The organism is Streptomyces uncialis (genome assembly GCF_036250755.1).
In the GTDB taxonomy this organism is placed as follows: Bacteria; Actinomycetota; Actinomycetes; order Streptomycetales; family Streptomycetaceae; genus Streptomyces; species Streptomyces uncialis.
Genome location: NZ_CP109583.1, coordinates 2,960,301 through 2,981,574 on the forward strand (window position 1 = coordinate 2,960,301; position 21,274 = coordinate 2,981,574).

At 72.3% G+C, this 21,274-nt stretch carries 15 protein-coding genes; 6 read left to right on the forward strand and 9 right to left on the reverse strand.

Going from position 1 to position 21,274, the window contains the following annotated elements:
- Nucleotides 1–119 precede the first annotated feature (119 nt).
- From OG711_RS11990 to OG711_RS12020, 7 genes are all read right to left on the reverse strand, one after another.
- Nucleotides 120–788, reverse strand: a complete 669-nt coding sequence (locus OG711_RS11990) for an NADPH-dependent F420 reductase (RefSeq protein ID WP_073793127.1) — start codon at nucleotides 786–788, stop codon at nucleotides 120–122.
- Nucleotides 789–1,023: 235 nt separating this feature from the next.
- Nucleotides 1,024–1,236 (reverse strand): EF-hand domain-containing protein, encoded by a 213-nt coding sequence (locus OG711_RS11995; protein WP_073793126.1) that lies wholly within the window; start codon nucleotides 1,234–1,236, stop codon nucleotides 1,024–1,026.
- Between the two features lie 117 nt (nucleotides 1,237–1,353).
- Nucleotides 1,354–2,550 (reverse strand): YncE family protein, encoded by a 1,197-nt coding sequence (locus OG711_RS12000; RefSeq protein ID WP_329559228.1) that lies wholly within the window; start codon nucleotides 2,548–2,550, stop codon nucleotides 1,354–1,356.
- Nucleotides 2,550–3,329 (reverse strand): polysaccharide deacetylase family protein, encoded by a 780-nt coding sequence (locus OG711_RS12005; RefSeq protein WP_329559229.1) that lies wholly within the window; start codon nucleotides 3,327–3,329, stop codon nucleotides 2,550–2,552. The genes OG711_RS12000 and OG711_RS12005 overlap by 1 nt, the downstream gene beginning before the upstream one ends.
- Before the next feature lie 433 nt (nucleotides 3,330–3,762).
- The gene (locus OG711_RS12010) at nucleotides 3,763–4,266 is read right to left on the reverse strand and encodes an ATP-binding protein (RefSeq protein WP_073793123.1); all 504 of its coding nucleotides are present in this window, start codon (nucleotides 4,264–4,266) and stop codon (nucleotides 3,763–3,765) included.
- A gap of 447 nt (nucleotides 4,267–4,713) precedes the next feature.
- Nucleotides 4,714–5,481, reverse strand: coding sequence for an enoyl-CoA hydratase/isomerase family protein (locus tag OG711_RS12015; protein ID WP_073793122.1), 768 nt, complete (start codon nucleotides 5,479–5,481; stop codon nucleotides 4,714–4,716).
- Between the two features lie 192 nt (nucleotides 5,482–5,673).
- Nucleotides 5,674–6,846 carry a L,D-transpeptidase gene (locus OG711_RS12020; RefSeq protein WP_405674833.1) on the reverse strand — a complete coding sequence of 391 codons (1,173 nt, stop codon included), beginning with the start codon at nucleotides 6,844–6,846 and terminating at the stop codon, nucleotides 5,674–5,676.
- A 256-nt stretch (nucleotides 6,847–7,102) separates the two neighbouring features.
- Here OG711_RS12020 and OG711_RS12025 point away from each other — a divergent pair, with 256 nt between their 5' ends.
- Entirely contained in the window at nucleotides 7,103–8,929 is a 1,827-nt protein-coding gene (locus tag OG711_RS12025; protein ID WP_329559231.1) for an ABC transporter ATP-binding protein, read from the forward strand.
- Nucleotides 8,926–10,821: an ABC transporter ATP-binding protein gene (locus OG711_RS12030; RefSeq protein WP_073793118.1), complete on the forward strand. Its 1,896-nt coding sequence runs from the start codon at nucleotides 8,926–8,928 to the stop codon at nucleotides 10,819–10,821. The genes OG711_RS12025 and OG711_RS12030 overlap by 4 nt, the downstream gene beginning before the upstream one ends.
- Nucleotides 10,822–12,055: 1,234 nt before the next feature.
- On the opposite strand, the gene OG711_RS12035 is transcribed toward OG711_RS12030, so the two are convergent.
- Nucleotides 12,056–12,721, reverse strand: coding sequence for a TetR/AcrR family transcriptional regulator (locus OG711_RS12035; protein WP_329559232.1), 666 nt, complete (start codon nucleotides 12,719–12,721; stop codon nucleotides 12,056–12,058).
- 144 nt (nucleotides 12,722–12,865) lie between these two features.
- On the opposite strand from OG711_RS12035, the gene OG711_RS12040 reads away from it, so the two are divergent.
- Nucleotides 12,866–13,264 carry a Dabb family protein gene (locus OG711_RS12040; protein ID WP_329559233.1) on the forward strand — a complete coding sequence of 133 codons (399 nt, stop codon included), beginning with the start codon at nucleotides 12,866–12,868 and terminating at the stop codon, nucleotides 13,262–13,264.
- Nucleotides 13,265–13,298: 34 nt separating this feature from the next.
- On the opposite strand, the gene OG711_RS12045 is transcribed toward OG711_RS12040, so the two are convergent.
- The gene (locus OG711_RS12045; protein WP_329559234.1) at nucleotides 13,299–14,558 is read right to left on the reverse strand and encodes a cytochrome P450 family protein; all 1,260 of its coding nucleotides are present in this window, start codon (nucleotides 14,556–14,558) and stop codon (nucleotides 13,299–13,301) included.
- A gap of 612 nt (nucleotides 14,559–15,170) precedes the next feature.
- On the opposite strand from OG711_RS12045, the gene OG711_RS12050 reads away from it, so the two are divergent.
- The 3 genes from OG711_RS12050 (at nucleotide 15,171) to OG711_RS12060 (ending at nucleotide 20,821) form a co-directional block, all read left to right on the forward strand.
- Nucleotides 15,171–16,445: a cytochrome P450 gene (locus OG711_RS12050; protein WP_329559235.1), complete on the forward strand. Its 1,275-nt coding sequence runs from the start codon at nucleotides 15,171–15,173 to the stop codon at nucleotides 16,443–16,445.
- Nucleotides 16,446–17,251: 806 nt separating this feature from the next.
- Entirely contained in the window at nucleotides 17,252–19,318 is a 2,067-nt protein-coding gene (locus tag OG711_RS12055) for a M4 family metallopeptidase (RefSeq protein ID WP_079184996.1), read from the forward strand.
- A 258-nt stretch (nucleotides 19,319–19,576) separates the two neighbouring features.
- Nucleotides 19,577–20,821 carry a helix-turn-helix domain-containing protein gene (locus OG711_RS12060; RefSeq protein ID WP_329559236.1) on the forward strand — a complete coding sequence of 415 codons (1,245 nt, stop codon included), beginning with the start codon at nucleotides 19,577–19,579 and terminating at the stop codon, nucleotides 20,819–20,821.
- Nucleotides 20,822–21,274 lie beyond the last annotated feature (453 nt).

Here is a 21,274-nt window from a genome sequence, read left to right on the forward strand (position 1 = left end):
GAGCCCGGAAACCACTTGAGCCGGACCCCGGGGCCCGCGTCGCGGCGGTCCGGCTCAGCGGCCCGGCTGCCGCCACACGCCCCGCCCGCCGCCACGTCACCCGGACGGCGAGCGCGCCTCTACGGTTCGCGGTGGGCGCGGAAGGCCGCCGGGCGTTCCGGGGACGCCTCGGCCAGGGCCCGGGTCACGGCGTCGGCGCCCTCGCGCAGCCCGTAGACCGGGGTGTCCGGCTGCTGGCGCCAGGACTCGTCGAGCCCGCCCGCGTCGACCGTGTCGAAGCCGATCGCGTCGATGAGTTCCCGGACGGTCCGCTTGGCGGCCTCGTCGTCACCGGCCACGGGGACGGCGAGCCGGTCGGGGGCGCCCGCCGGGCGGGGCCGGGCGACGATGTCCTCGGCGTAGGTGCCGTTGAACGCCTTGACGACGGGGTGGCCGACATGGCGTTCCACCCAGCGGCTCTCGGGGAGCCCGTTCTCGATCTCCTCGATGAACCCGTCGCGCTGCGGGTAGTAGTTGTTCGTGTCGATGACGGCGAAGCCGTCGGCCGCTCCGGCGAACAGGCCGGCGGGCAGGTCCGGTACCGCCTTCAGCGGGATCGTGACGACGACGACCTGTGCGTCGCGCACCACGTCCGCGACGGTCGCCGGGGTGGCTCCGGTCTCCTCGGCGAGATCCTTCAGGGTGTGCGGGCCGCGGGAGTTGGCCACGGAGACGGTGTGGCCGACGGCCGTCAGCCGCCGGGTGAGGTTGCCGCCGATCTGTCCCGCGCCGATGATGCCGATCTTCATATGGAGCCCTTCCGGATCGGTGACCGACCGCCGTCGCGCCCGGTCGTTACGGAGGCAACCTCCGTTTCACCGTCCGCTATTCCACGGCCCGGGGCGAGATCCCGCCATTCCTGGCACCCGGCCGCCGATGGCACTGCCCATCCATACGACGCCGCCCGCCGATACGACAAGGCCCGGCGTCCGACCGGTAGGGGTCGGGCGCCGGGCCCTGGGGCCGGGTGCGAGCCGGGGGTGCCTACTTGTTGAGGTTGCCCCAGAACTCGTCGAACGAGAGCAGCTTGTCCCTGTTGGTGTCCTGCGCGGCGATGACGGCCTCCGCCACGGACTCCGTGACGTTCCAGTCGCCCAGCTGGGCCATCGCGGTCTTGTACTCGGCCGCCGTGATGAAGCCGTCGCCGTCCGCGTCGAACCGCTCGAACGCCTTACGCGCTTCCTCGATGTCCGCCACTGGGTCCACCCCTTCTTGTCGCCTTGCTTGACGAAGGTCAGATTAACGGCCCGTGGCGGACGGCCGCGCCCCCGGCCCCGTCCGCACGCCCCGGCCGGGCGCGCGGCGGGGTGCGGGTCAGCGGAAGACCCCGGTGTGGCCCAGGGAGTAGCGGCCCGGCTGGGGGTAGACGGCGAGGCCGTGCGGGCCGGAACCGACCTTGATCCGGGCCAGTTGGGCGCCGGTACGGGTGTCGATGGCGTAGACCTCGGAGTCGTAGCGGCCGGAGAGCCACAGCACCTTGCCGTCGGCGGAGACACCTCCCATGTCGGGGCTGCCGCCGTCGGGCAGGCGCCACTTCTTGGCGACCTTCTTCCTGCCGAAGTCGAAGACGGAGACGGTGCCCTCGCCCCGGTTGGAGACGTACATCTCCTTCGAGTCGCGGCTGACGTACAGCCCGTGGCAGCCCTTGCCGGTGGACAGCAGCTTCGGTTCCGCGAAGGTGTCGCCGTCCAGGACCCACATGCCGTGGGCCATCATGTCGGCGATGTAGAAGGTGGAGCCGTCGGGAGAGATCTTCACGTCCTGCGGCATGGCGCCCTTGAGGGGCAGTTTGCGCTGGGCGACCACCTTCATCTTCAGGGTGTCGACCTTGAGGAGTTCGCCGGAGAACTCGCAGGAGACGATGAAGTAGCGGCCGTCGATGGAGAAGTCCGCGTGGTTGACGCCGTAGCAGCTCACCGGTTCGGTCTTCTTGATCTTCATGGTGTGCGGATCGCGGAAGACGAGCTGCCGGTCGAGGGACGCCATGACGACGGCGTGCTTGCCGTCGGGGGTGAAGTAGAGGTTGTACGGGTCGTGGACGGGGACGGCCTTGCCCGCCTTGCCGGTTCCCGGGTCGATCGGGGTGAGGGTGTGGCCGCGGTTGTTGTTGACCCACAGGGTCTTCAGGTCCCAGGACGGCACGACGTGCTGCGGCTGGTCGCCCACGTCGATCGTCTCGACGACCTTGTACGTCTGCGGGTCGATGACGCTGACCGTGCGGGAGCCGGTGTTGGGGACGTACACCCGGGACGGGAAGTCCTTGACCACCGGGGAGAGCGCGCCGGGCCGGTCGGCGGAGTAGAGGTCCTTCGGGTCGAGGACGGGCGGCATGCCCGGCAGGACGTCGACCGCGCCCGCGGCGGGGGCCGGGGGCTGGGCGGCGCGCTCGGTGCCGGGCGGCGCGGCGCCCCGGTCACCGCCGTCGCCGCCGCAGCCGGCGAGGGCCACGAGGACGGCCGGGGCGAGCAGCGCCGCGGCGGCGCGCCGGGTGAGGTGCAGGGATACGGACATCAGGTCAGCAGCTCCGTGGTCGTCACCGCGCGCAGCCCGCGCCGGTGCAGTTCGTCGAGGAGGGCGGGCAGCGCGGCGACGGTGTCCGGGTACCCGAAGTGCAGGCTGACCACCGCCCCGGGCCGCGCCCCGTCCAGGACGGTCCGGACGACGGCGGGGGCGCCGGGTGAGGTGTGGTCGAGGGAGTCGACGCCGTAGGACAGGACGTGCGGGTAGCCCAGCGAGCGGGCGACCCGGGCCACCAGCGGGGACGCGCCCTGGGCCCGGGAGGGGCGGAACCAGGTGCCGGCCGAGCCGGTGAGGCGGCGCAGCCGGTCGGCGCAGCCCGCGATCTCGGCGCGGACCCCGTCCTCCGGCAGGGCGTTGACGTCGAGATGGCGCTGGGTGTGGTTGCCGAGGTCGTGGCCGCCGTCGAGGACACGGCGGGCGAGCGCGGGGTGGGCGTCGAGCCAGCTGCCGACGGCGAGCACGGTGAGCCGGGCGTCCGCGCGTTCGGCCTCGGTGAGCAGGGCGCGGGCGGTGGCGGGGTCGCCGCCGCCGTGGAAGGTGAGGGCGATCTCGGGGCGTGCGCCGGAGCCCCGGGTGATCTCGGCGGGGTGGCCGGGGAAGCGGCGCGGGCCGGGGGCGGGCCGCGCCGGGGGCGAGGGCGCGGCACCGGTTCCGGTGGCCGGGGGGCGGGGTGTGCGCGCGAGGGGAGCCGGTGCGCAGCCGGTGACGGCGGTGCCCGCCGCGAACAGGGCGGCACCCGCGCGCAGGGCCGTGCGGCGGTCGGGGGTCACGGGACCATTTAAGGGGCGGCGGAGCGGAATACGTCCTGATCAACCCGGTTCGCTGGGATTGTCACCCATTGGCCCCGCTTTCACGCCCCTCGTGAAGCATGCCGACATCCTGTCGATTGACCTGCACACAGGGAGTTCATCCGGTGTTTACCAGGTAAGTGGCCCATCTCACCAATGATTCACCCACCGATTGCCCTATTTTATACACTTTCGCACCGATTCTTGCCTTTGGATCATCGGCCACGGTCTGCCATAGTCGGAACCACGACCCCCCTTGACCCGGGCCAAGGTCGCCCCAAGCAGCCGGGGACCACACCCCCAAAAGTGTTCCCGGTGCTCCACAGCAGCCCCCGCGAGACCGTACAACGGCAGACCGGGGGCTTCTGTGTACCCGGATACGCATCCGGGGGACGGCGGGTGGGACTTCGGCGGGTCAGCGGTCGCAGACGCGCATCTCGAACCAGGTCGTCTTGCCGCGCGGCAGCAGGTCCACGCCCCAGCGGTCGGACAGTTTGTCCACGAGGAAGAGCCCGCGCCCCGACACATCGAGTTCGTGCACGGGCATCAGACAGGGGAGTCCGCGGGAGGGGTCCCGCACCTCGACCCTGATCCAGCCGCGCCGCCGCAGCATCCGTAACCCGAAGACCCGGGCGCCGGTATGACGGACCGCGTTGCCGACGAGTTCGGAGACGAGCAGCACGGTGTCCTCCGTGAGCTTCGGGGACAGCGCCCACTGCCGCAGCACCACCACCTGGGCGAGCCGCCGCGCCGACGCGGCCGACTCGGGACGGGACGGCAGCCGCACCTCGGCCTCCGTGGGATCACCGAACAACTCCACCGCGCGCAAAGCCTGTTCGTCCGCGACCGCCGGTGACCAGCGTGCCGCGGTCGTCCCCCCGGGCAGTCCCGGCTGTTCGATGCCCTCCAGCCCCGCCATACCCCCCATCATGGCCGTCCGGGGGCACCGCCGTGGCCGTTCCGGGGGAATCGGGTGGGCGTAACAGGCCCTGTCGCCGGGTCTGTTGGGCATATGCCGAGGACATTGATCATGTCCACGTACACCCGATGACCTGCGATGACCTCCCGTAGCCACGCGATCACCATGAGCCGCATACGTGACGTGCTTAAGGCTGTCTTAAGGCTGCGACAAACCGCACCATCGGGGTACGGCCACGGCACCCCGTATCCCGGAGTCGCCCGTACGAGGGGGTTTCGGCGTCCGGGTCGACGCCCGGACGGCGCGGGACCGACCGGGCGCCGACCGACCGTCCGGACATCGGATCGACGGCATCGGATCGACGGCATCGGATCGACGGCATCGGGTCAACAGCGCCGGATCAATGGCGTCAGGCCGAACCGCGCCGGACCGATGGCGTCGCGCGCGTCAGAGGAACTCGGCCTTGCCCGGTCCCTCCTCGACGAAGCTGCGCATCCCGCGCTCGCGGTCCTCGGTGGCGAACAGACCGGCGAACCAGGTCCGCTCGATCGCGAGCCCCGTACCGATGTCGGTCTCCAGGCCCGCGTCCACCGACTCCTTCGCCGCGCGCAGCGCCAGCGCGGGGCCCTTGGCGAGCTTCGCGGCCCACGCGTGGGCCGCGGTGTACACCTCGGCGGCGGGCACCACCCGGTCCACCAGACCGATGGCCAGCGCCTCGTCGGCGCGGACATGACGGCCCGTGAAGATGAGGTCCTTGGCCTTCGACGGGCCGATCAGCCGGGCCAGCCGCTGGGTGCCGCCCGCGCCCGGGATCAGCCCGAGCAGGATCTCCGGCTGGCCCAGCTTGGCGTTGTCCCCGGCGATCCGGAAGTCCGCGCACAGCGCCAGTTCGCAGCCGCCGCCCAGGGCGTAGCCGGTGACCGCGGCGACCACGGGCTTGGGGATCCGGGCGACGGCCGTGAACGACTCCTGGAGGGCGCCGGACCTGCGGACCATCGCCGCGTGGTCCATGGCCTGCATCTCCTTGATGTCCGCGCCCGCCGCGAACACCTTCTCACCGCCGTACAGGACGACCGCGCGGATGTCGTCCCGTCCGGCCGCCTCCTCGGCGAGTTCCTTGATCCGGTCCTGGGCGGCGACGTCCAGGGCGTTCATCGGGGGCCGGTCCAGCCGGATCGTCCCCACACCTTCGGCGACCTCTAGATGCACAGTCATGCCCAGCAGGTTAGCGACCGTTCACCGCCGGGAGGCCGGTGCGGTTGCTCACACCGGTCGGGGCAGTGGTCGGGGCAGTGGCCGCCTCAGCGGTCGGGACAGCGAACCGGTCGCCGGGTCGGTCGGCCGGCGGACGGGGCGCCGGGGCCGTCGGGCGGGCGGGCCGCCGGTCCGGGCCGGGCCGGGCACCGGTCAGCGGACCGCCGAGCCCGCGCGCCACTCGTCCCAGCCCATGTTCCAGCCGCCGAGGCCGTTGTCCGCGGCCACCGTCCCGTCGTCGCTGCCCCGCACCTCGACCACGTCCCCGATCAGCGTGCGGTCGAAGAACCAGCCCGCGGGTGTGCTCGGGCTGCCGCCCTTCACATCCCGCAGCCCCACACAGCCATGGCTCACATTGGTCTTGCCGAAGACCCCGCCCGCCCAGTAGTTGCCGTGCAGGAACGTCCCCGAGGAGGTCAGCCGGATGGCGTGCGGCACGTCCGGGATGTCGTACTCACCGCCGAAACCGACCGTGCGGCTGTTCATCCGGGTCGTCTCGTGCATCTCCGTGACGACCATCAGACCGTTGTACGTGGTCGACTCCGGGGCGCCCGCGGTGATCGGGAGTGTCGCGAGGAGGTCCCCGGAGCGGCGGACCGTCATCGTGTGCCGCACCGCGTCCACGACGCTGATCTGCTCCCGGCCGACGGTGAACCCGAACGTCCGGTCCTGGAGCCCGTACACCCCGGGCGCCGCCTCCACGTCCCGCAGCCGCAGCGCGACGGTGACCTTCGTCCCCGGGCGCCAGTACTTCTCGGGCCGCAGATCCAGCCGTTCCTTGCCGAACCAGTGCGGGGCGACCTCGGCCGGGGGTTCGGCGGTGATCCGGACGGCGCGTTCCACGGCGGCCCGGTCGGTGACCGGACGGCTGAACTCCAGCGAGACGATCGTCCCGGTGCCGACCGTGGCACGGTTCTCCGGTGCGGAGTACGCGATGAACCGCTCCTCGGGCACCCGGGTACGGAAGGTGGTGTGCCGTGCGATCCGGCGGCCGTGGCCGTCCAGCGCCAGCGCGTCGACCGTGTACGCGGCGGCGGGCGCGAGCCGTTTCGCGGCGGGCTCCCAGCTGAGCCCGTCGGCGGAGATCCGGCCCGGCACCGGACGCCGGCCCGCGTCCTCGGACCTGACGACCCGTACGGACTCCAGCCGACCGCCGGACACCCGGACCAGCAGCCGCTCGTCCAGGGGGACGTCCCGTGCCGAGTCGTCCGGAGTCACACGGATGGCGTCCTTCGGCGAGCGGGGTTCGCCGACCAGACCGTCGGGTCCGCAGCCGGCCGTCGTGGCGAGCAGGAACCCGCAGAGGGCCAGGGCGACCAGGGACATTGCCGTGCGCGGGGCGCGTCTGAGGGGGGTCACGCCCCGACCAACGAGCGTCACCGCCGGGGGAAACGTAGGTGCGGGCCGCCCGGGGGAGGCGGGCGGCCGTGTCCGTGGGCCGCCGTTCGCGGGCGCACCCCCTCCGGTGCGGGGCGGGTGCGGCGGAGGGCTCGGTGCGCCGGGGTCCTAGGTCCAGGGGATGAGGGGGTGTGGGGCGAAACTCACTGGGACGAGTGGGCCCAAAACCGTAGGCTCGTGGTCGATGCCCAGTACACCCTCACCGGTCGAGCCGGTGGATACGCCCGGCTCACCGGTCCGCACCCTGCTGCGCCTGTGGCCCTACGTCCGTCCGGTCAGGGCGAGGTGGATCACGGCGGCCGTCGTCGCCGTGATCGCCTCGTGCATGTCCCTGGTCTTCCCCGTCGTCCTGAAGTGGATGGTCGACGGGCCGATCACGGACCAGGACCAGGCGGGGGTCTGGCTCGGCGCCCTGCTGCTGCTCGTCCTCGGCATCGCCGAGGCGCTGCTGTTCGGGTTCCGCCGCTGGCTGGTGGCCCGGCCGCTCGCCGGGGTCGAGGCGGCGATGCGGGCGGATCTGTACCGGCACCTCCAGCGGGTACCGGTGGCGTTCCACGACCGCTGGCCGTCCGGACAGCTGCTGTCACGGGGGACGACGGATCTGTCGGTGATCCGGATGTTCTTCGCGTTCCCGCTGACGTTCCTCCTGGTGAACGGGGTGACGATCCTCGCGGGCTTCGGACTGCTGCTGGCCCAGGACTGGACGCTCGGGCTGGTCCTCGTGCTGCCCGCGGTCCCGATGGTGCTGATCTGCTACCGCTTCGAGGGCAAGTACTCGGCGGCGGCCCGCACCTCGCAGGACCAGGTCGGTGACCTCACCACGGTGGTCGAGGAGAGCGTGCTCGGGGTGCGCGTCATCAAGGGCTTCGGCCGGCACCGCAGCCAGGCCCGCGCGTTCCGGGAGCTCAGCGGGCGGCTGCGGGGCACCGAGCTGACGAAGGCGCGGCTGCTGGCGACCCTGCTCGGCACCCTGACCGTCTTCCCCGAGATCGCGCTCGGCGCGGCACTGGTGGTCGGCACGGTGCAGGTGGCCGACGGGCAGCTGTCGGCGGGCACCCTGGTCGCGTTCCTGTCGACGGCGCTGGCGCTGCGCTGGCCGATCGAGTCCATGGGCTATCTGCTCGCGATGAGCCAGGAGGCGGCGACGGCCACCCGCCGCTACTTCGAGGCGATGGACGAGCCGGAGGAGGACTCCGGCGGGACGGCGGCCGTGCCGGACCCCGGGTCCGGTGACGGTATGCGCTTCACGGGTGTGGAGTTCCGCTACCCGGACGCGCCGCCCGGTTCCACGGCCGTGCTGGAGCGGATCGACCTGCATGTGCGGCAGGGCGAGACGATGGCGGTCGTCGGTGCCACGGGCAGCGGCAAGACGACCCTGACCGCGCTGGTGCCCCGGCTGCACGAGCTGACCGGCGGCCGGATCACGCTGGACGGGCAGGACATCACCGCGATGGACCGCGCCGAGCTGCGCGCCCTGGTGTCGGTGGCGTTCGAGGAGCCGACGCTGTTCTCGGCGTCCGTCGCGGAGAACGTCCGGATGGGCGCCGGACCGGACACGGCCGCCGGCCCCGGCGCCGACCCGGCACTGACCCGGGCCCTCGGCATCGCGCAGGCGGGCTTCGTCGCGGAGCTTCCCGACGGCCCGGCGACCGAGGTCGGCGAGCAGGGGCTCAGTCTCTCCGGCGGGCAGCGCCAGCGGCTCGCGCTGGCGCGGGCGGTCATCGGCGGCCCCCGCTTCCTCGTCCTGGACGATCCGCTGTCCGCGCTGGACGTGCACACCGAGGCCGCGGTCGAGGCCGCGCTGCGGGAGGTCCTCGGGCGGACCACGGCCCTGGTCGTGGCGCACCGCCCGTCGACCGTGCTGCTCGCGGACCGGGTGGCGCTGCTGTCCGGCGGGCGGGTCACGGCGGTGGGCACCCATCAGGAACTGCTGCGCGAGAGCGCCGAGTACCGGCATCTGATGTCGGGCGGTGACGGCCTTGCGGGGCCGAAGGGGGACGGGACCCGATGACGACGACGAGTGAACAGCCGCTGGCCCCGGACGAGGACCGGGGCCGCCGGGACGAACCGCCGCTCCCCGCGGCGTCCGGTCCTGGCGACGGGACCCGGGTCGACCCGTTCGACCAGGACGATCTGCCGACGCCCCGGGGCGCGACGGGCACCTTGCTGCGTTCGCTGCTCGGCCCGCACCGCAAGCTGGTCGCCGTGACGGCGCTGTGTCTGCTCGTCCAGCAGGCGGCGGTGCAGTCGGGCCCGCTGATCGTGGCGTACGCGATCGACAGCGCGGTCCCCGCGTTCCGCGCCGACGACCACGGCCCCCTGATCGGTGTCGCGGTGGCCTATCTGGTCGCGGCGCTGCTGGGCAGTCTGCTGGTGTACGGCTTCATCCGGCTGTCCGCGCGGGTGAGCCAGGCGGTGCTGCTGGATCTGCGGGGCCGGATCTTCCGGCACGGGCAGGCGCTGAGCGTCGACTTCCACGACCGGTACACCTCGGGACGGCTGATCTCACGGGCCACCACGGATGTGGAGGCGCTGCGGGAACTGCTGGAGGAGGGCCTTCAGGAGCTGGTCGGTTTCGTCGTGTCGTCGGTGTACATCATGGCGATGCTGCTGTGGCTGGACCTCGGGATGGGGTCGGTGGCCGTGCTGTCGTTCGTCCCGCTGTACTTCGTGATGCGGTGGTACCGCAGGCGGGCGGCGCGGGTGTTCGCCGAGCGGTCGACGGCGATCGCCGGGGTGATCGTGAAGTTCGCGGAGACCCTGGGCGGTATCCGTCCGGTACGGGCGTTCCGCCGGGAGCGGGCCAACGACGAGCGGTTCGCGGTGCTCAACCGACGCCATGAGCGGGCCAACGGTGACTCGCTGCTGGAGATGGCCCGCTATGTGACGCTGTCCCGGCTGATCGCCAACACGGCGGTGGCGGGGATGGTGCTGTGGGGCGGCTACCGGGTCGCGGGCGGCACGCTGGAACTGGGTGTGCTGGCGGCGGCGGTGCTGTACATCCGGCGGCTGTACGACCCGATCGACCGGCTGGCGATGTTCCTGAACTCGTACGAGTCGGCGAGCGCCTCGCTGAAGAAGATCGCCGGGCTGCTGCACCAGCGGCCCTCGGTGGCGGAACCGGCCGAACCCCGGACCCTGCCCGCGCGCGCCGACGGCCGGCCCGGCCGGGAGGTCGTCTTCGACGGGGTGAGCTTCGGCTACCGCACCGGCGGGGAGATCCTGCCGCGCTTCGACCTGCGGATACCCGCTGGTCAGACGGTCGCCGTGGTGGGTTCCACGGGTGCGGGCAAGTCGACGCTGGCGAAGCTGCTGGCCCGGTTCTACGACCCCAGCGAGGGGCGGGTCCTGCTCGACGGGACGGATCTGCGGGACCTCGCGGTGCCGGAGCTGCGCAAGGGGGTGGTGATGGTCACCCAGGAGGCGTTCCTGTTCTCGGGGACGGTCGCGGAGAACATCGCCATCGGCCGCCCGGACGCCACGCGCGCCGAGATCGAGGAGGCCGCGCGGGCGATCGGCGCGCACGAGTTCATCGTCGCCCTCCCGGACGGCTACGACACGGATGTCCGTAAACGGGGCGGGCGGATCTCGGCGGGTCAGCGTCAGCTCGTCGCCTTCGCGCGCGCGTTGCTGGCGGACCCGGCGGTGCTGATCCTGGACGAGGCGACCAGTTCCCTCGACATCCCCGGCGAGCGGGCGGTGCAGCGGGCGATGGACACGGTGTTGCGGGGGCGCACGGCCGTGGTCATCGCGCACCGGCTGTCCACGGTGGAGATCGCGGACCGGGTGCTGGTGATGGAACGGGGGCGGGTCGTCGAGGACGGTACGCCCGCGGAGCTCATCGCGGGGACGGGGGCGTTCGCGGGGCTGCATGCCGCTTGGCGGGAGAGCGTGGTCGGCTAGCCGCCTTCGCTTGCGCCTCCGGGTCCTGCCTCCTGCTGCCGCCCTTCGACCGCGGGTCGCCTTCGCTTGCGCTTCCGAGGTCCGTCCGGCTGGGCCTACCTGTCCCTGTGCGGGTACGTCCGTGGGTGCGCAGTTCCCCGCGGGTCGCCTTCGCTTGCGCTTCCCAGGTCCGTCCGGCTGGGCGTACTTCGTTCCTGTGCCGTCGCTCGTCGTTTTCGCGCAGTTCCCCGCGCCCCTTTGGGGCGCGTCCGGTCGGTTCTTCGGGTCGGTGCCGGTCGGGATTCTCCGTCCTCGATCCGACACGCTCGGTACGACGTCCCCCTACCCGACTGAAGAGCATCGGAGTCTGCGAGCAGAGATTCCCGCCCACCCCCTCCCGCAGCAGAGCGGGTCCGCGAGGAGGGGGGCTTGAACCCCGACCCCGCTTGCTGACAGCCCGCACCCTGACGACAGCCCCAGCAGGGCGCCCCCAAAGGGGCGCGGGAATTGCGCAAAATCGAGGACGGCCCGCACCCGAAGAACGACCGCGAGGGGGCAGCACCTAAGGGGCGCGGGGAACTGCGCACCCACGGACGTACCCGCACGGGAACAGGTACGCCCAGGTGAGGAACCCCAGGGGCGCGAGGAACTGCGCGAGCAACCAAGAACCACCCGCACCCGAACGGGAACCCCAAGGGGCACAACCTCAGGGGCGCGGGGAACTGCGCACCCCACGAGCGACGGCACAGGAACAAGTCCGCCCAGCCGGACAGACCCAGGGGCGCGAGGAACTGCGCACCCACGGACGTACCCGCACAGGAACAAGTACGCCCAGGTGGGGAACCCCAGGGGCGCGGGGAACTGCGCACCCCCGTCCGACCCGCACAGGGACAAGTGGGCCCAGCCGGACAGACCCAGGGGCGCGAGGAACTGCGCGAGCAACCAAGGACCACCCGCACCCGAACGGGAACCCCAAGGGGCACAACCTCAGGGGCGCGGGGAACTGCGCACCCCACGAGCGACGGCACAGGAACAAGTCCGCCCAGCCGGACAGACCCAGGGGCGCGAGGAACTGCGCACCCACGGACGTACCCGCACAGGAACAGGTACGCCCAGGTGAGGAACCCCAGGGGCGCGGGGAACTGCGCACCCCACGAGCGACCCGCACAGGGACAAGTGGGCCCAGCCGGACAGACCTCGGAAGCGTAAGCGAAGGCGGCCCGCCCGGGCGGACGGACGGGTGAACGGACGGGCGTCAGGGGCCGTAGGCGCTGAGGAACGTGTCGACCGCTGCGGCCGCGATCTCCCGGCTCTCCGCGACGGAGATCCGCCGCGTACCGAGCCGCGTACGCAGCTCCAGCGGCCCCGTGAGCATCGCGAGCAACTGCTCCGCGGCCCGCGCGGGATCCGCGACCCGCAACCGCCCGGCGAGCGCGAACCGGGCGAGACGGTCGGCGAGCGCGTCCGCGATCCGTACGGCCGTGCGCCCGTGGACATCGACCACGAGGTCGGGGAACTCGGCGACCTGACCATGGGTGAGCCAGCGCAGCGCCACGGCCCGCTCGCCCCGGCAGACCTGGAGCAGCCGGTGCGCCACGTCCTCCAGCGCGGCCGGCAGGTCGTCCCCGGGCGCGCGCAGCCGGTCGAGCACGGCCACGCACTCGTCGGCGACCGTGTCCGCGGCGGTCTGCATCGCCTGCCGGAACAGGTTCTCCTTGTCGTGGAGGTGGTTGTAGACGGTCGGTTTGGCGACCCCCGCCTCCTGGGCGACCTCCTTGACGCAGGCCCCCGCGTACCCCCGGCGGGCGAACACGGTGAACGCGGCGGTGAGGATCGCCCGCCGTTTGTCGATCTGCCCGCTGCCGCCGCCCGCGGCGCCGGTGGTGGTCCGTCCGGCGCTGTCCGGTGTCGCTCGCCCCATGCCCGCATCGTAGCCCGGCGGCCTCGGAGACCTGAACCCATGGGTTCAACTTCCCGGACTCCGGTGCTTTACTGATGAGGCCGACGAGGTGAACCCACGAGTTCACTTGTTGGCGGGCTCATCCCCTATGAGGAGGTCTTTGACGTGATCGTCATCATTCTGCGCTTCAGCTTCCGGGACACGACCACCGAGGCGGAGCGGGAGGAGGCGCTGACCGCGATGCGGCGTACGGCGACCGTGGAGTCGACGGTGTTCGGCGTGGTCGGCAGGGACATCGGCGACCCGGCCGAGGGCTTCACCCACACGTACAGCGCGGCCGTCACGGACTTCGGCGCGCTGGAGCGCTACACGTACGACCCGGTACATCTCGCGGGCGACGACGTGATCCTGCCCCGGCTGTCCCGGCTCTCCGCGGTGCGGTTCTCCGACGATCCCGATCCCGCGCTGGTGGAGCGCATCAACGAGCTGCATCTGGAGAAGCGCGCCAGGTACCCCGAGTGGGACCGGCAGCTCGACGCGATCCCGGACACACGGCGCGGCTGAGGTGCCCGTACGGCGTGGGCGGTGGCCGGTGGGTCTACCAGCGCACCGGGACCCGCCGGTCGCCGTGGCCGAGGAAGCCGTCCAGGGCGAGCGTGGGGCAGCGGCGCAGCAGGGTGCCGATGACGACGCGGCCCTCCAGCCGGGCCAGCGGGGCGCCGAGGCAGTGGTGGACGCCGTGGCCGAAGGCGAGGTGTCCGCGGCGTTCGGCGGGCGGGCGGCGGATGTCGAAGCGGTCGGGTGCGGGGAACCTGCCGGGGTCGCGGTCCGCGTCGGCCAGGGCGATCAGCACGACGCCGCCCCGGGGGATCACCGTGCCGCCGATGCCGACGGGCGCGACGGCGACCCGGGGCGGGGCGGTGCCCACCGGGGCGTCGTAGCGCAGCATCTCCTCCACCGCTCCGGTGACCAGCGTGTCGGGGTCGGCGCGGAGCAGGGCCAGTTGGTCCGGGTGGGCGAAGAGGGCGCGGACGCCCTTGGAGATGAAGTTGACCGTGGACTCATGGCCCGCGATGAGCAGCAGGAAGGCCATGGAGAGCAGTTCGTCCTCGTCGAGCCGGTCGCCGTTCTCGTCCTCGGTGTGGATCAGCGCGCTGAGCAGGTCGTCGCCGGGGGCCGCGCGCTTCGCGGCGACGAGTCCGGAGAGATAGGGCACCGCCTCGGCCTGGGCGGCCCGCGCGGCCTCGGCGCTGGTGGGTGCGGCGACCTCGTCGGACCATCCCCGGAAGGCGTCCCGGTCCAGGTCGGGGATGCCGAGCAGTTCGCAGACGACGGTGAGCCGCAGCGGGTACGCGAGCGCGTCGACGAGGTCGGCGCGGCGGTCCGGGGCGGCGAGCATGGCGTCGAGGAGTGCGTCGGTGAGCCGCTGGACCCGGGGCTCCAGCGCGGCGACCCGGCGGGTGGTGAACTCCCTCGCCGCCAGCCGTCGCAGCCGGGTGTGGTCGGGGGGATCGCGCAGCAGCATATGGGCGTTCCCCGGGCCGTCGACGGGCGGCGGGGCGGGCAGCCCGGTGGCGATCGGGCCGTGCCGCCGCCAGTCGCGGCTGAGCGCGGGCGAGGTGAGCGCGGTCCGGCAGGCGTCGTATCCGACGACGAGCCAGAACCGCTCACCGCCGCCGCCCTTGACGAGGTGGACCGGCCCCCGGGAGCGCAGCCGCGCGTAGGCCGGGTAGGGGTCGGCGGCGAATCCGGGGTCGATGCCGAGGAGGTCCACCGCTTCGCGGGGTTCCCCGGGCGGGTGGGCTGCGGTGGCGGCCCCGGGGCCCGGGTACGGCTCCGCCGGTTCGGTGTCGGGCATGGCGGCCTTCCTGGTGCCGGGCTCCGGTCCGCTGCCCGCCCGCCGCCCCGGAGGAAGGACGGGGCACGGGCGGGATCCGGGGCGAACGGGAGCGGGTGGACGGGACGCGGGCGGGCGTATGCGGGGGCGAGCGGAGTGCGGACGGGAGCGTGGACGGGGGTGCGGGCAGGGGCCGTCGGGCTGTCCGGGCAGGGAGCACCGACCCGTCGGCCGACCGGTCGTCACCGTAGCCCCGGGAGGGGTGCGAATCCCAGGGCGCCGACGCGGGACCACCCGGAAAGGTGCAGGATACAGAGAGTATTTACGCAGGTCAGAGCCATGATGATCATAAATTTCGATGGCCAAGCGCGTCCTGTACAAGGCTGCGAGCAAGCTGGGCTTCACCACGAAGGGTGCGGCCGGTGCCTACCCCTGGGTTCCCTAGGGAGAGCGCCACTCCGGACGGCCCGGTCCCGGCTCCCGGGGCCGGGCCGCTCCCGTTCCGCGGCCATGAAGTCAGGTCAGCGGTCATGGACTGCGGTCCACGGCGCTGGATTGCGGTCCGCAGTCCATGGCGTCCGGTCCGTACGACCAGGGCGAGCCGAACCGTACGACCAGAGCGAGGGGTGTCCGTTGACCGAACAGACCGTGCCCCGGCCTCCCGTCCCCACCGGGGCCTCCCAGGCCGAGATGCTGGAGCGTTACGAGGACGACCGGCTCGGCCATCTGCTGTCCAGCGCGCGGCGGTTCGGCCCGGTCTGCGAACTCACCGAGGGCACTGTCCTCGTCAGCGATCCCGCGCTTGTGCACGATGTGCTGAAGCGCACCAACACCGACTTCCTGGTGACGAGCAACATCCGCCGGGACGAGGTCAGCGGGGAGCGCGGCGACCCGGGCACCGAGGCGTGGATGCGGGGGCGGCGCGCGACCCAGAAGGGCATGGGCCCGGCCGCGCTCGCCGCGCACCGCGAGTGGCTGACGGAGGAGACGGAACGGCTGATCGCCGGCTGGCGCACCCGTTCCTCGGTGACCGATCCGGTCGCGGAGCTGGAGCGGCTCTCGGCGCGCTCCTTCACCCGCTTCTGCTTCGGCACCCGTGACCCCGGGGCGGCGGCCCGGCGCACCGGCGAACTGCTGGCCGCGCTCACCCCGATCATCAGCAGCCCCTTCCACTTCCCGCGCGCGATCCGCCGTTTCATGCCCCGCTACCGGCGCTCGGTGGACGCCCAGCGGACCCTGGAGCGGGAGTTGCGGCGGGCGCTCGACGCCCCGGGCGGGGGCGGGCTCGTCGAGTCGCTCGCGGACGCGGGGCTGGACCCCGAGGCGTCGGTGCGGATGCTGGTGTCCAACGGGCTGGCCTCCTACCGGGTCCCGGCGGCGGCCGTGACCTGGACCCTCGTCGCGCTGGCCCGGAATCCGGCGGTCGCCGACGAACTCGCCGGACGGCTCGGCGGCGCGGGGACGGGTGACGGAGCAGGTGACGCGGACGGGGACCCGCTGCTGGCGTGGACGATCGCCGAGTCGCTGCGGCTGTGGCCCCCGAACTGGCTGATCCTGCGGACCGCGAACGGCGAACAGAGCTGCGGCGGCTGGCGGTTGCCGCCCAGCGCCTCGGTGATCGTCTCGCCCTACGTGGTCCACCGGACGGCGCCCTCGTTCGCCGGTGACCCCGACACGTTCCGTCCGGAGCGGTGGTCCGGGATGAACCCGGGTCCCGGCGAGTACCTTCCGTACGGCATCGGCAGCCGCTGGTGCGTCGGCAAGGCGCTCGCCGATCTGGAGCTGAAGACCATCGTCGCGGCCCTCGCCCGTGAGTTCCGCTTCTCGGTGCGGACGATGGCCGAGCGGCCGGACGTCCGGACCACCCTGCTCCCGGCGTCCCTGACCCTCGGCCTGCGGCCACGTTGAGGACAGGCCGCCCCTCCCTCCGCCCGCGGCCACGTCGAGCATGGGGCGGCGCCCCAGCCCGGGGCGCCCCCTCCCCCGGCACCCCGATCCGCACCCGACCGTTCACTTCCGGCCATGGGCGGGCCGGAAGCGCTCCCCCACCGAGGCGGCCCCCTCCGCCCCAAGCCCGGCGCACACCGGTCCGCCCCCGGTCCGCGGCACGACCCCCAGGGCCTCCGTCCGGCACCCCGGACGGCCGTCCGGTCAACGGACGCGCACCGCGCGGAGCTCGCGAACCGGACGGCGGGCGTCCCCCGTAGCGGCCTTCGGCGCGGTCCCGGCCCGAGGGCACGGTGTGCCGGGCCGACGGCCGCCACCGCGCCCCGGCCCGCTCTCCGGTTACCGAACATGACCATCCGTGCAACGGACCATTTCGAGCCAAGATAATGACGCGCCCCTGACAAGTACGTCACCGAGGTGCCAGTCTTCCCCTCGGTCGCCCTGCCGCACAGCTCAGTCCCCCGACCCCGGGCACGGCGTCCAGGCACCTGGTGCTCGGCGGCACCACGTGCCACCGCACGGCACGACATATCCGCGCGACCGGCAACGACGGCGCCACCCCCCACCCTCTACCGCAACGCGTCGCCGTCCCACCCGCACCACCGCGCCACGGCCCCCACGCCCCCGCGTCGGCGGCCGTTCCTCCCCGGTCGGAGGAAGCACGCGTGTCCACCCGCACATGGTTCCGCCCCGCTCTGCCCGGACGGCCACCCGCCGACCGGTCCCCCTGGCCGTGCCCGACGGCGGCCACGCAGAAGGAGTCCGTGTTGAGACCCACCTCCCCCATACCCCCCACCTCCGGTTCCCGGCCCGTACGACGCCGTCGTGCGGCGACCGGGGGCGCGCTCGTCGCCGTCGCCGCGCTGCTGGCGGTCGCCGTGCAGAGCGGTGCCGCGACCGCCGCGCCCGAGGGACGGCCCCTGGCCGCGCCCACCAAGGCCGACCCCGGCTCGCTGCCCGCGCAGCTCTCCCCCGCCCAGCGTGCCGCGCTGATCCGCGCCGCCCAGGCGAAGTCGGCGCGGACCGCCGGGGAACTCGGCCTCGGGGCCAAGGAGAAGCTCGTCGTCCGGGATGTGATCAAGGACCGTGACGGCTCCCTGCACACCCGCTACGAGCGCACCTACGACGGACTGCCCGTCCTCGGCGGCGACCTCGTCGTGGACAGCGCGAAGTCCGGTGCCACGCAGGGCGTGACCAAGGCGTCCAAGTCGGCCCTGAAGGGCATCGCCGCCGACGCGGCGGTGAAGCCCGCCACCGCCGAGAAGCAGGCGCTGCGCGAGGCGAAGGCCGAGGGGTCGAAGAAGACCTCCGCCGACCGCGCCCCGCGCGAGGTCGTGTGGATGGCGTCCGGCAAGCCGGTCCTCGCGTACGAGACCGTCGTCGGCGGGTTCCAGCACGACGGCACGCCCAACGAGCTGCACGTCGTCACCGACGCGGCCACCGGCGCGAAGCTGTACGAGTGGCAGGCCATCGAGAACGGTGTCGGCAACACCCAGTACAGCGGCCAGGTCACCCTCGGCAGCACCCAGTCGGGCGGCAACTGGACGCTGACCGACGGGGCGCGCGGCAACCACCGCACGTACAACCTCAACCGGGGCACCACCGGCACCGGCACGCTGTTCTCGCAGACCAACGACACCTGGGGCGACGGCACCCCGGCGAACCTGTCGACGGCCGGCGCGGACGCGGCCTACGGTGCCGCCGAGACCTGGGACTACTTCAAGGAGGTCTACGGGCGCAGCGGCATCCGGGGCGACGGGGTCGGCGCGTACTCACGCGTCCACTACGGCAACAACTACGTCAACGCCTTCTGGTCCGACTCCTGCTTCTGCATGACGTACGGCGACGGCGCGGGCAACGCGAAGCCGCTGACCTCGCTGGACGTGGCCGCGCACGAGATGACCCACGGCATCACGTCGAACACCGCGGGCCTGATCTACAGCGGGGAGTCCGGCGGTCTCAACGAGGCCACCTCGGACATCTTCGCGGCGGCCGTGGAGTTCTACGCGAACAACACCTCCGACCCCGGTGACTACCTGGTCGGCGAGAAGATCGACATCCGTGGCAACGGCACCCCGCTGCGGTACATGGACCGGCCGAGCCGGGACGGCGCGTCCAAGGACTACTGGTACTCGGGCATCGGCTCGGTCGACGTGCACTACTCGTCGGGCCCGGCGAACCACTGGTTCTACCTGCTGTCCGAGGGCAGCGGTGCGAAGACCGTGAACGGCGTCGCGTACGACTCCCCCACCTCCGACGGACTGCCCGTCGCGGGGATCGGCCGGGACAAGGCCGCGCTGATCTGGTTCCGCGCGCTGACCACGAAGTTCACCTCGTCCACCAACTACGCGGGCGCCCGGACCGGGACCCTCGCGGTGGCCGGTGAGCTGTACGGGACGACGAGCCCCGAGTACCTGGCCGTCCAGCACGCGTGGGCCGGGGTCGCGGTCGGTGCCCGTCCCGGCACCGGCGAGCCGCCGACCGGCACGGTCTTCGAGAACACGGCCGATGTGGCCGTTCCCGACCGGGGCGCGGCCGTCACCTCGACGGTGAACGTGACCGGGCGCGCCGGCAACGCGCCGAGCAATCTGGCGGTCGGCGTGGACATCGTCCACACCTGGCGGGGCGACCTGGTGGTCGACCTGGTCGCACCGGACGGCACCGCGTACCGGCTGAAGAACTCCAGCTCCGGCGACTCGGCGGACAACGTCGCGGAGACGTTCACCGTCAACGCGTCGTCCGAGGTCGCCAACGGCGCCTGGAAGCTGCGGGTGCAGGATGTCGCGGCGCAGGACACGGGGTACATCAACAGCTGGAAGCTGACGTTCCCGTAGGACGTGACGCGTCGGTCGCGGGGCGGACACCGTCCCGCGACCGTACGGCTCCCCGACCCGTCCGCGCGTCCCCGCCCCTTTCCGGAGGCGGGGCCGCGCGGGCGGGTCTTCCGGTGCCCGGCGCACCTGGTGCACCGCGGGTACGGGACAGATCCCCGGCTCCGGAACATGACGGGCGCCAAGAGCAGGGCCTCGGAAGGTGCGGGACGGGCGTACCGTGGAGGGAGACCGTCCACCACACGTGTAAGGCGGGGAACCATGGGCGCACTTGGTGACAACGTCCGCGACAAACGGTTGGCCGCCGGACTGACCCAGGAGACATTGGCGTACGCCGCCGGCTTGACACCTTCCACAGTCGCCAAGCTGGAGCAGGGCGGAAGCGTTCGTATCGAGACGCTGCACAAACTCGCGAAGGCCCTGCACCTGAAGACGTCCGAGTTGATGGCCTCCAGCACTCCTCAGGCTGTCGGTTGCGGGGAGGTCTCGCCGGTCGGACTGGTCGGTTTGCGGAATGCCCTCACACCACCTGTCGGGCTGGAGGATCTCAGGCCCGAGGTCGCGGGGGCCCCTGATCTGGCGGCGCTTCGCGAGGTCGTTCGCGGGGGATCATCGTCCTACAACGCACTCAAGTTCGAGCCGATAGCCGCTCATCTCCCCCAAGTCGTCACGGACTCGAACTCAGCGGTCGCCCACTTCGACAACGGGCCCGAACGTGAGACGGCCTTGTCGATCCGTTCGGAAGCGTTGCTGTTGGCCGGGCGGTATCTGACCGCCGTGCGGCAGTTCGATCTCGCCTACTACGCGCTTTCCGGTGCCATTCACGACGCGCGCGCGGTGGACGACACACATACCGCGTCCACCGCCATCGGCATCATGTCCTGGCTCATGACGCGGCAGGGCCGTTTCGATGACGCCGAACGCCTCGCGATCGAGACGGCGGACCGCATCGAACCTCGAATCTCGCAAGCGACGCCTGAGCGATTGAGCTCCTGGGGCTGGCTGGCGCTGCACGCGGCTGCGGCGGCGATCCGGAACAACCGCGCGGAAGAAGCCGCGGCGGTCCGGCGCATCGCCGCGTCGGCCGCGTCCGCGCTGGGGAATCAGCCTGCTGGATCTGCCCGCTACGGCAGGTTCGACACGGCCGTCGTGGCGATGAAGAGCCTGGAGGACGAACTGATCAAGGACGGCGGAGATCCCTACCGCGTGATCGAGGAGTCCGCCGGGAAGGCACCCCTGTCCGACTTCTCCATGAGGGCCGCCGGCGTGTCCGAGACCGACAACGAGTGGAACCGGCATCGGCTGACGGTCGCGTCCGCCTGCGTGATGGTGGGCGATCACGACGGCGCGATGGACCGGCTGGTCCGCATCGAGTGCGACAACGCGGATTGGCTGAGGCACCAACGCCCCGCGCATGACGTGTTGCGGACGGTCGTGCGGGCACGCAAGCGGAAGCTCACCAGGGACATGCGCCGCTTGGGCGCCCTTCTGACGACCGACGCGTAACTGCCCCGCTCCGCGGTAGCTACCGCTCCGACCGGACGAGGCGGCCGGTGTGTCTGCTGCGTGACGTGACGGGCGACGGGCAGAGCGCTCAAGAAGTGCCGCTTTCCGCTCGTGAGCCCAACTCCACTTCTGGCTATGGTCGTTGCACTCGAATCCGCGAGAGACCCCCGCGACGGGGCGAACCGTCCGGGGGCGTGGCCATCAGCCTGAGGAGCTGTTGACGTGCCCAAGAATATCGGTCTGGTCTTCGAGTGCCTGTTGCGGGTGTTACTTCCACGGACGGCGCGACGCCCGGCCTGTGCCCTGGCGCTCGATGGTGCCGGGGTGTCGCCCCGCGTCATTCATGCTGTGGAGCTGTGGCGGTGACCGGCACGGAAGGGGCGATGTCCCCAGGGCCGGTGCGGCTGAGCGGCACCGGGTCGGTGCGGTTGCTGCCGTGGACGTCCACAGGCG

What these genes read in the sequence shown, in the direction of transcription:
- OG711_RS11990 (WP_073793127.1), bottom strand. Translation starts at nt 788, where the DNA reads ATGAAGATCGGCATCATCGGCGCGGGACAGATCGGCGGCAACCTCACC.
- OG711_RS12000 (WP_329559228.1), bottom strand. Translation starts at nt 2,550, where the DNA reads ATGTCCGTATCCCTGCACCTCACCCGGCGCGCCGCCGCGGCGCTGCTC.
- OG711_RS12010 (WP_073793123.1), bottom strand. Translation starts at nt 4,266, where the DNA reads ATGGCGGGGCTGGAGGGCATCGAACAGCCGGGACTGCCCGGGGGGACG.
- OG711_RS12015 (WP_073793122.1), bottom strand. Translation starts at nt 5,481, where the DNA reads ATGACTGTGCATCTAGAGGTCGCCGAAGGTGTGGGGACGATCCGGCTG.
- OG711_RS12020 (WP_405674833.1), bottom strand. Translation starts at nt 6,846, where the DNA reads ATGTCCCTGGTCGCCCTGGCCCTCTGCGGGTTCCTGCTCGCCACGACG.
- OG711_RS12025 (WP_329559231.1), top strand. Translation starts at nt 7,103, where the DNA reads ATGCCCAGTACACCCTCACCGGTCGAGCCGGTGGATACGCCCGGCTCA.
- OG711_RS12030 (WP_073793118.1), top strand. Translation starts at nt 8,926, where the DNA reads ATGACGACGACGAGTGAACAGCCGCTGGCCCCGGACGAGGACCGGGGC.
- OG711_RS12035 (WP_329559232.1), bottom strand. Translation starts at nt 12,721, where the DNA reads ATGGGGCGAGCGACACCGGACAGCGCCGGACGGACCACCACCGGCGCC.
- OG711_RS12045 (WP_329559234.1), bottom strand. Translation starts at nt 14,558, where the DNA reads ATGCCCGACACCGAACCGGCGGAGCCGTACCCGGGCCCCGGGGCCGCC.
- OG711_RS12060 (WP_329559236.1), top strand. Translation starts at nt 19,577, where the DNA reads ATGGGCGCACTTGGTGACAACGTCCGCGACAAACGGTTGGCCGCCGGA.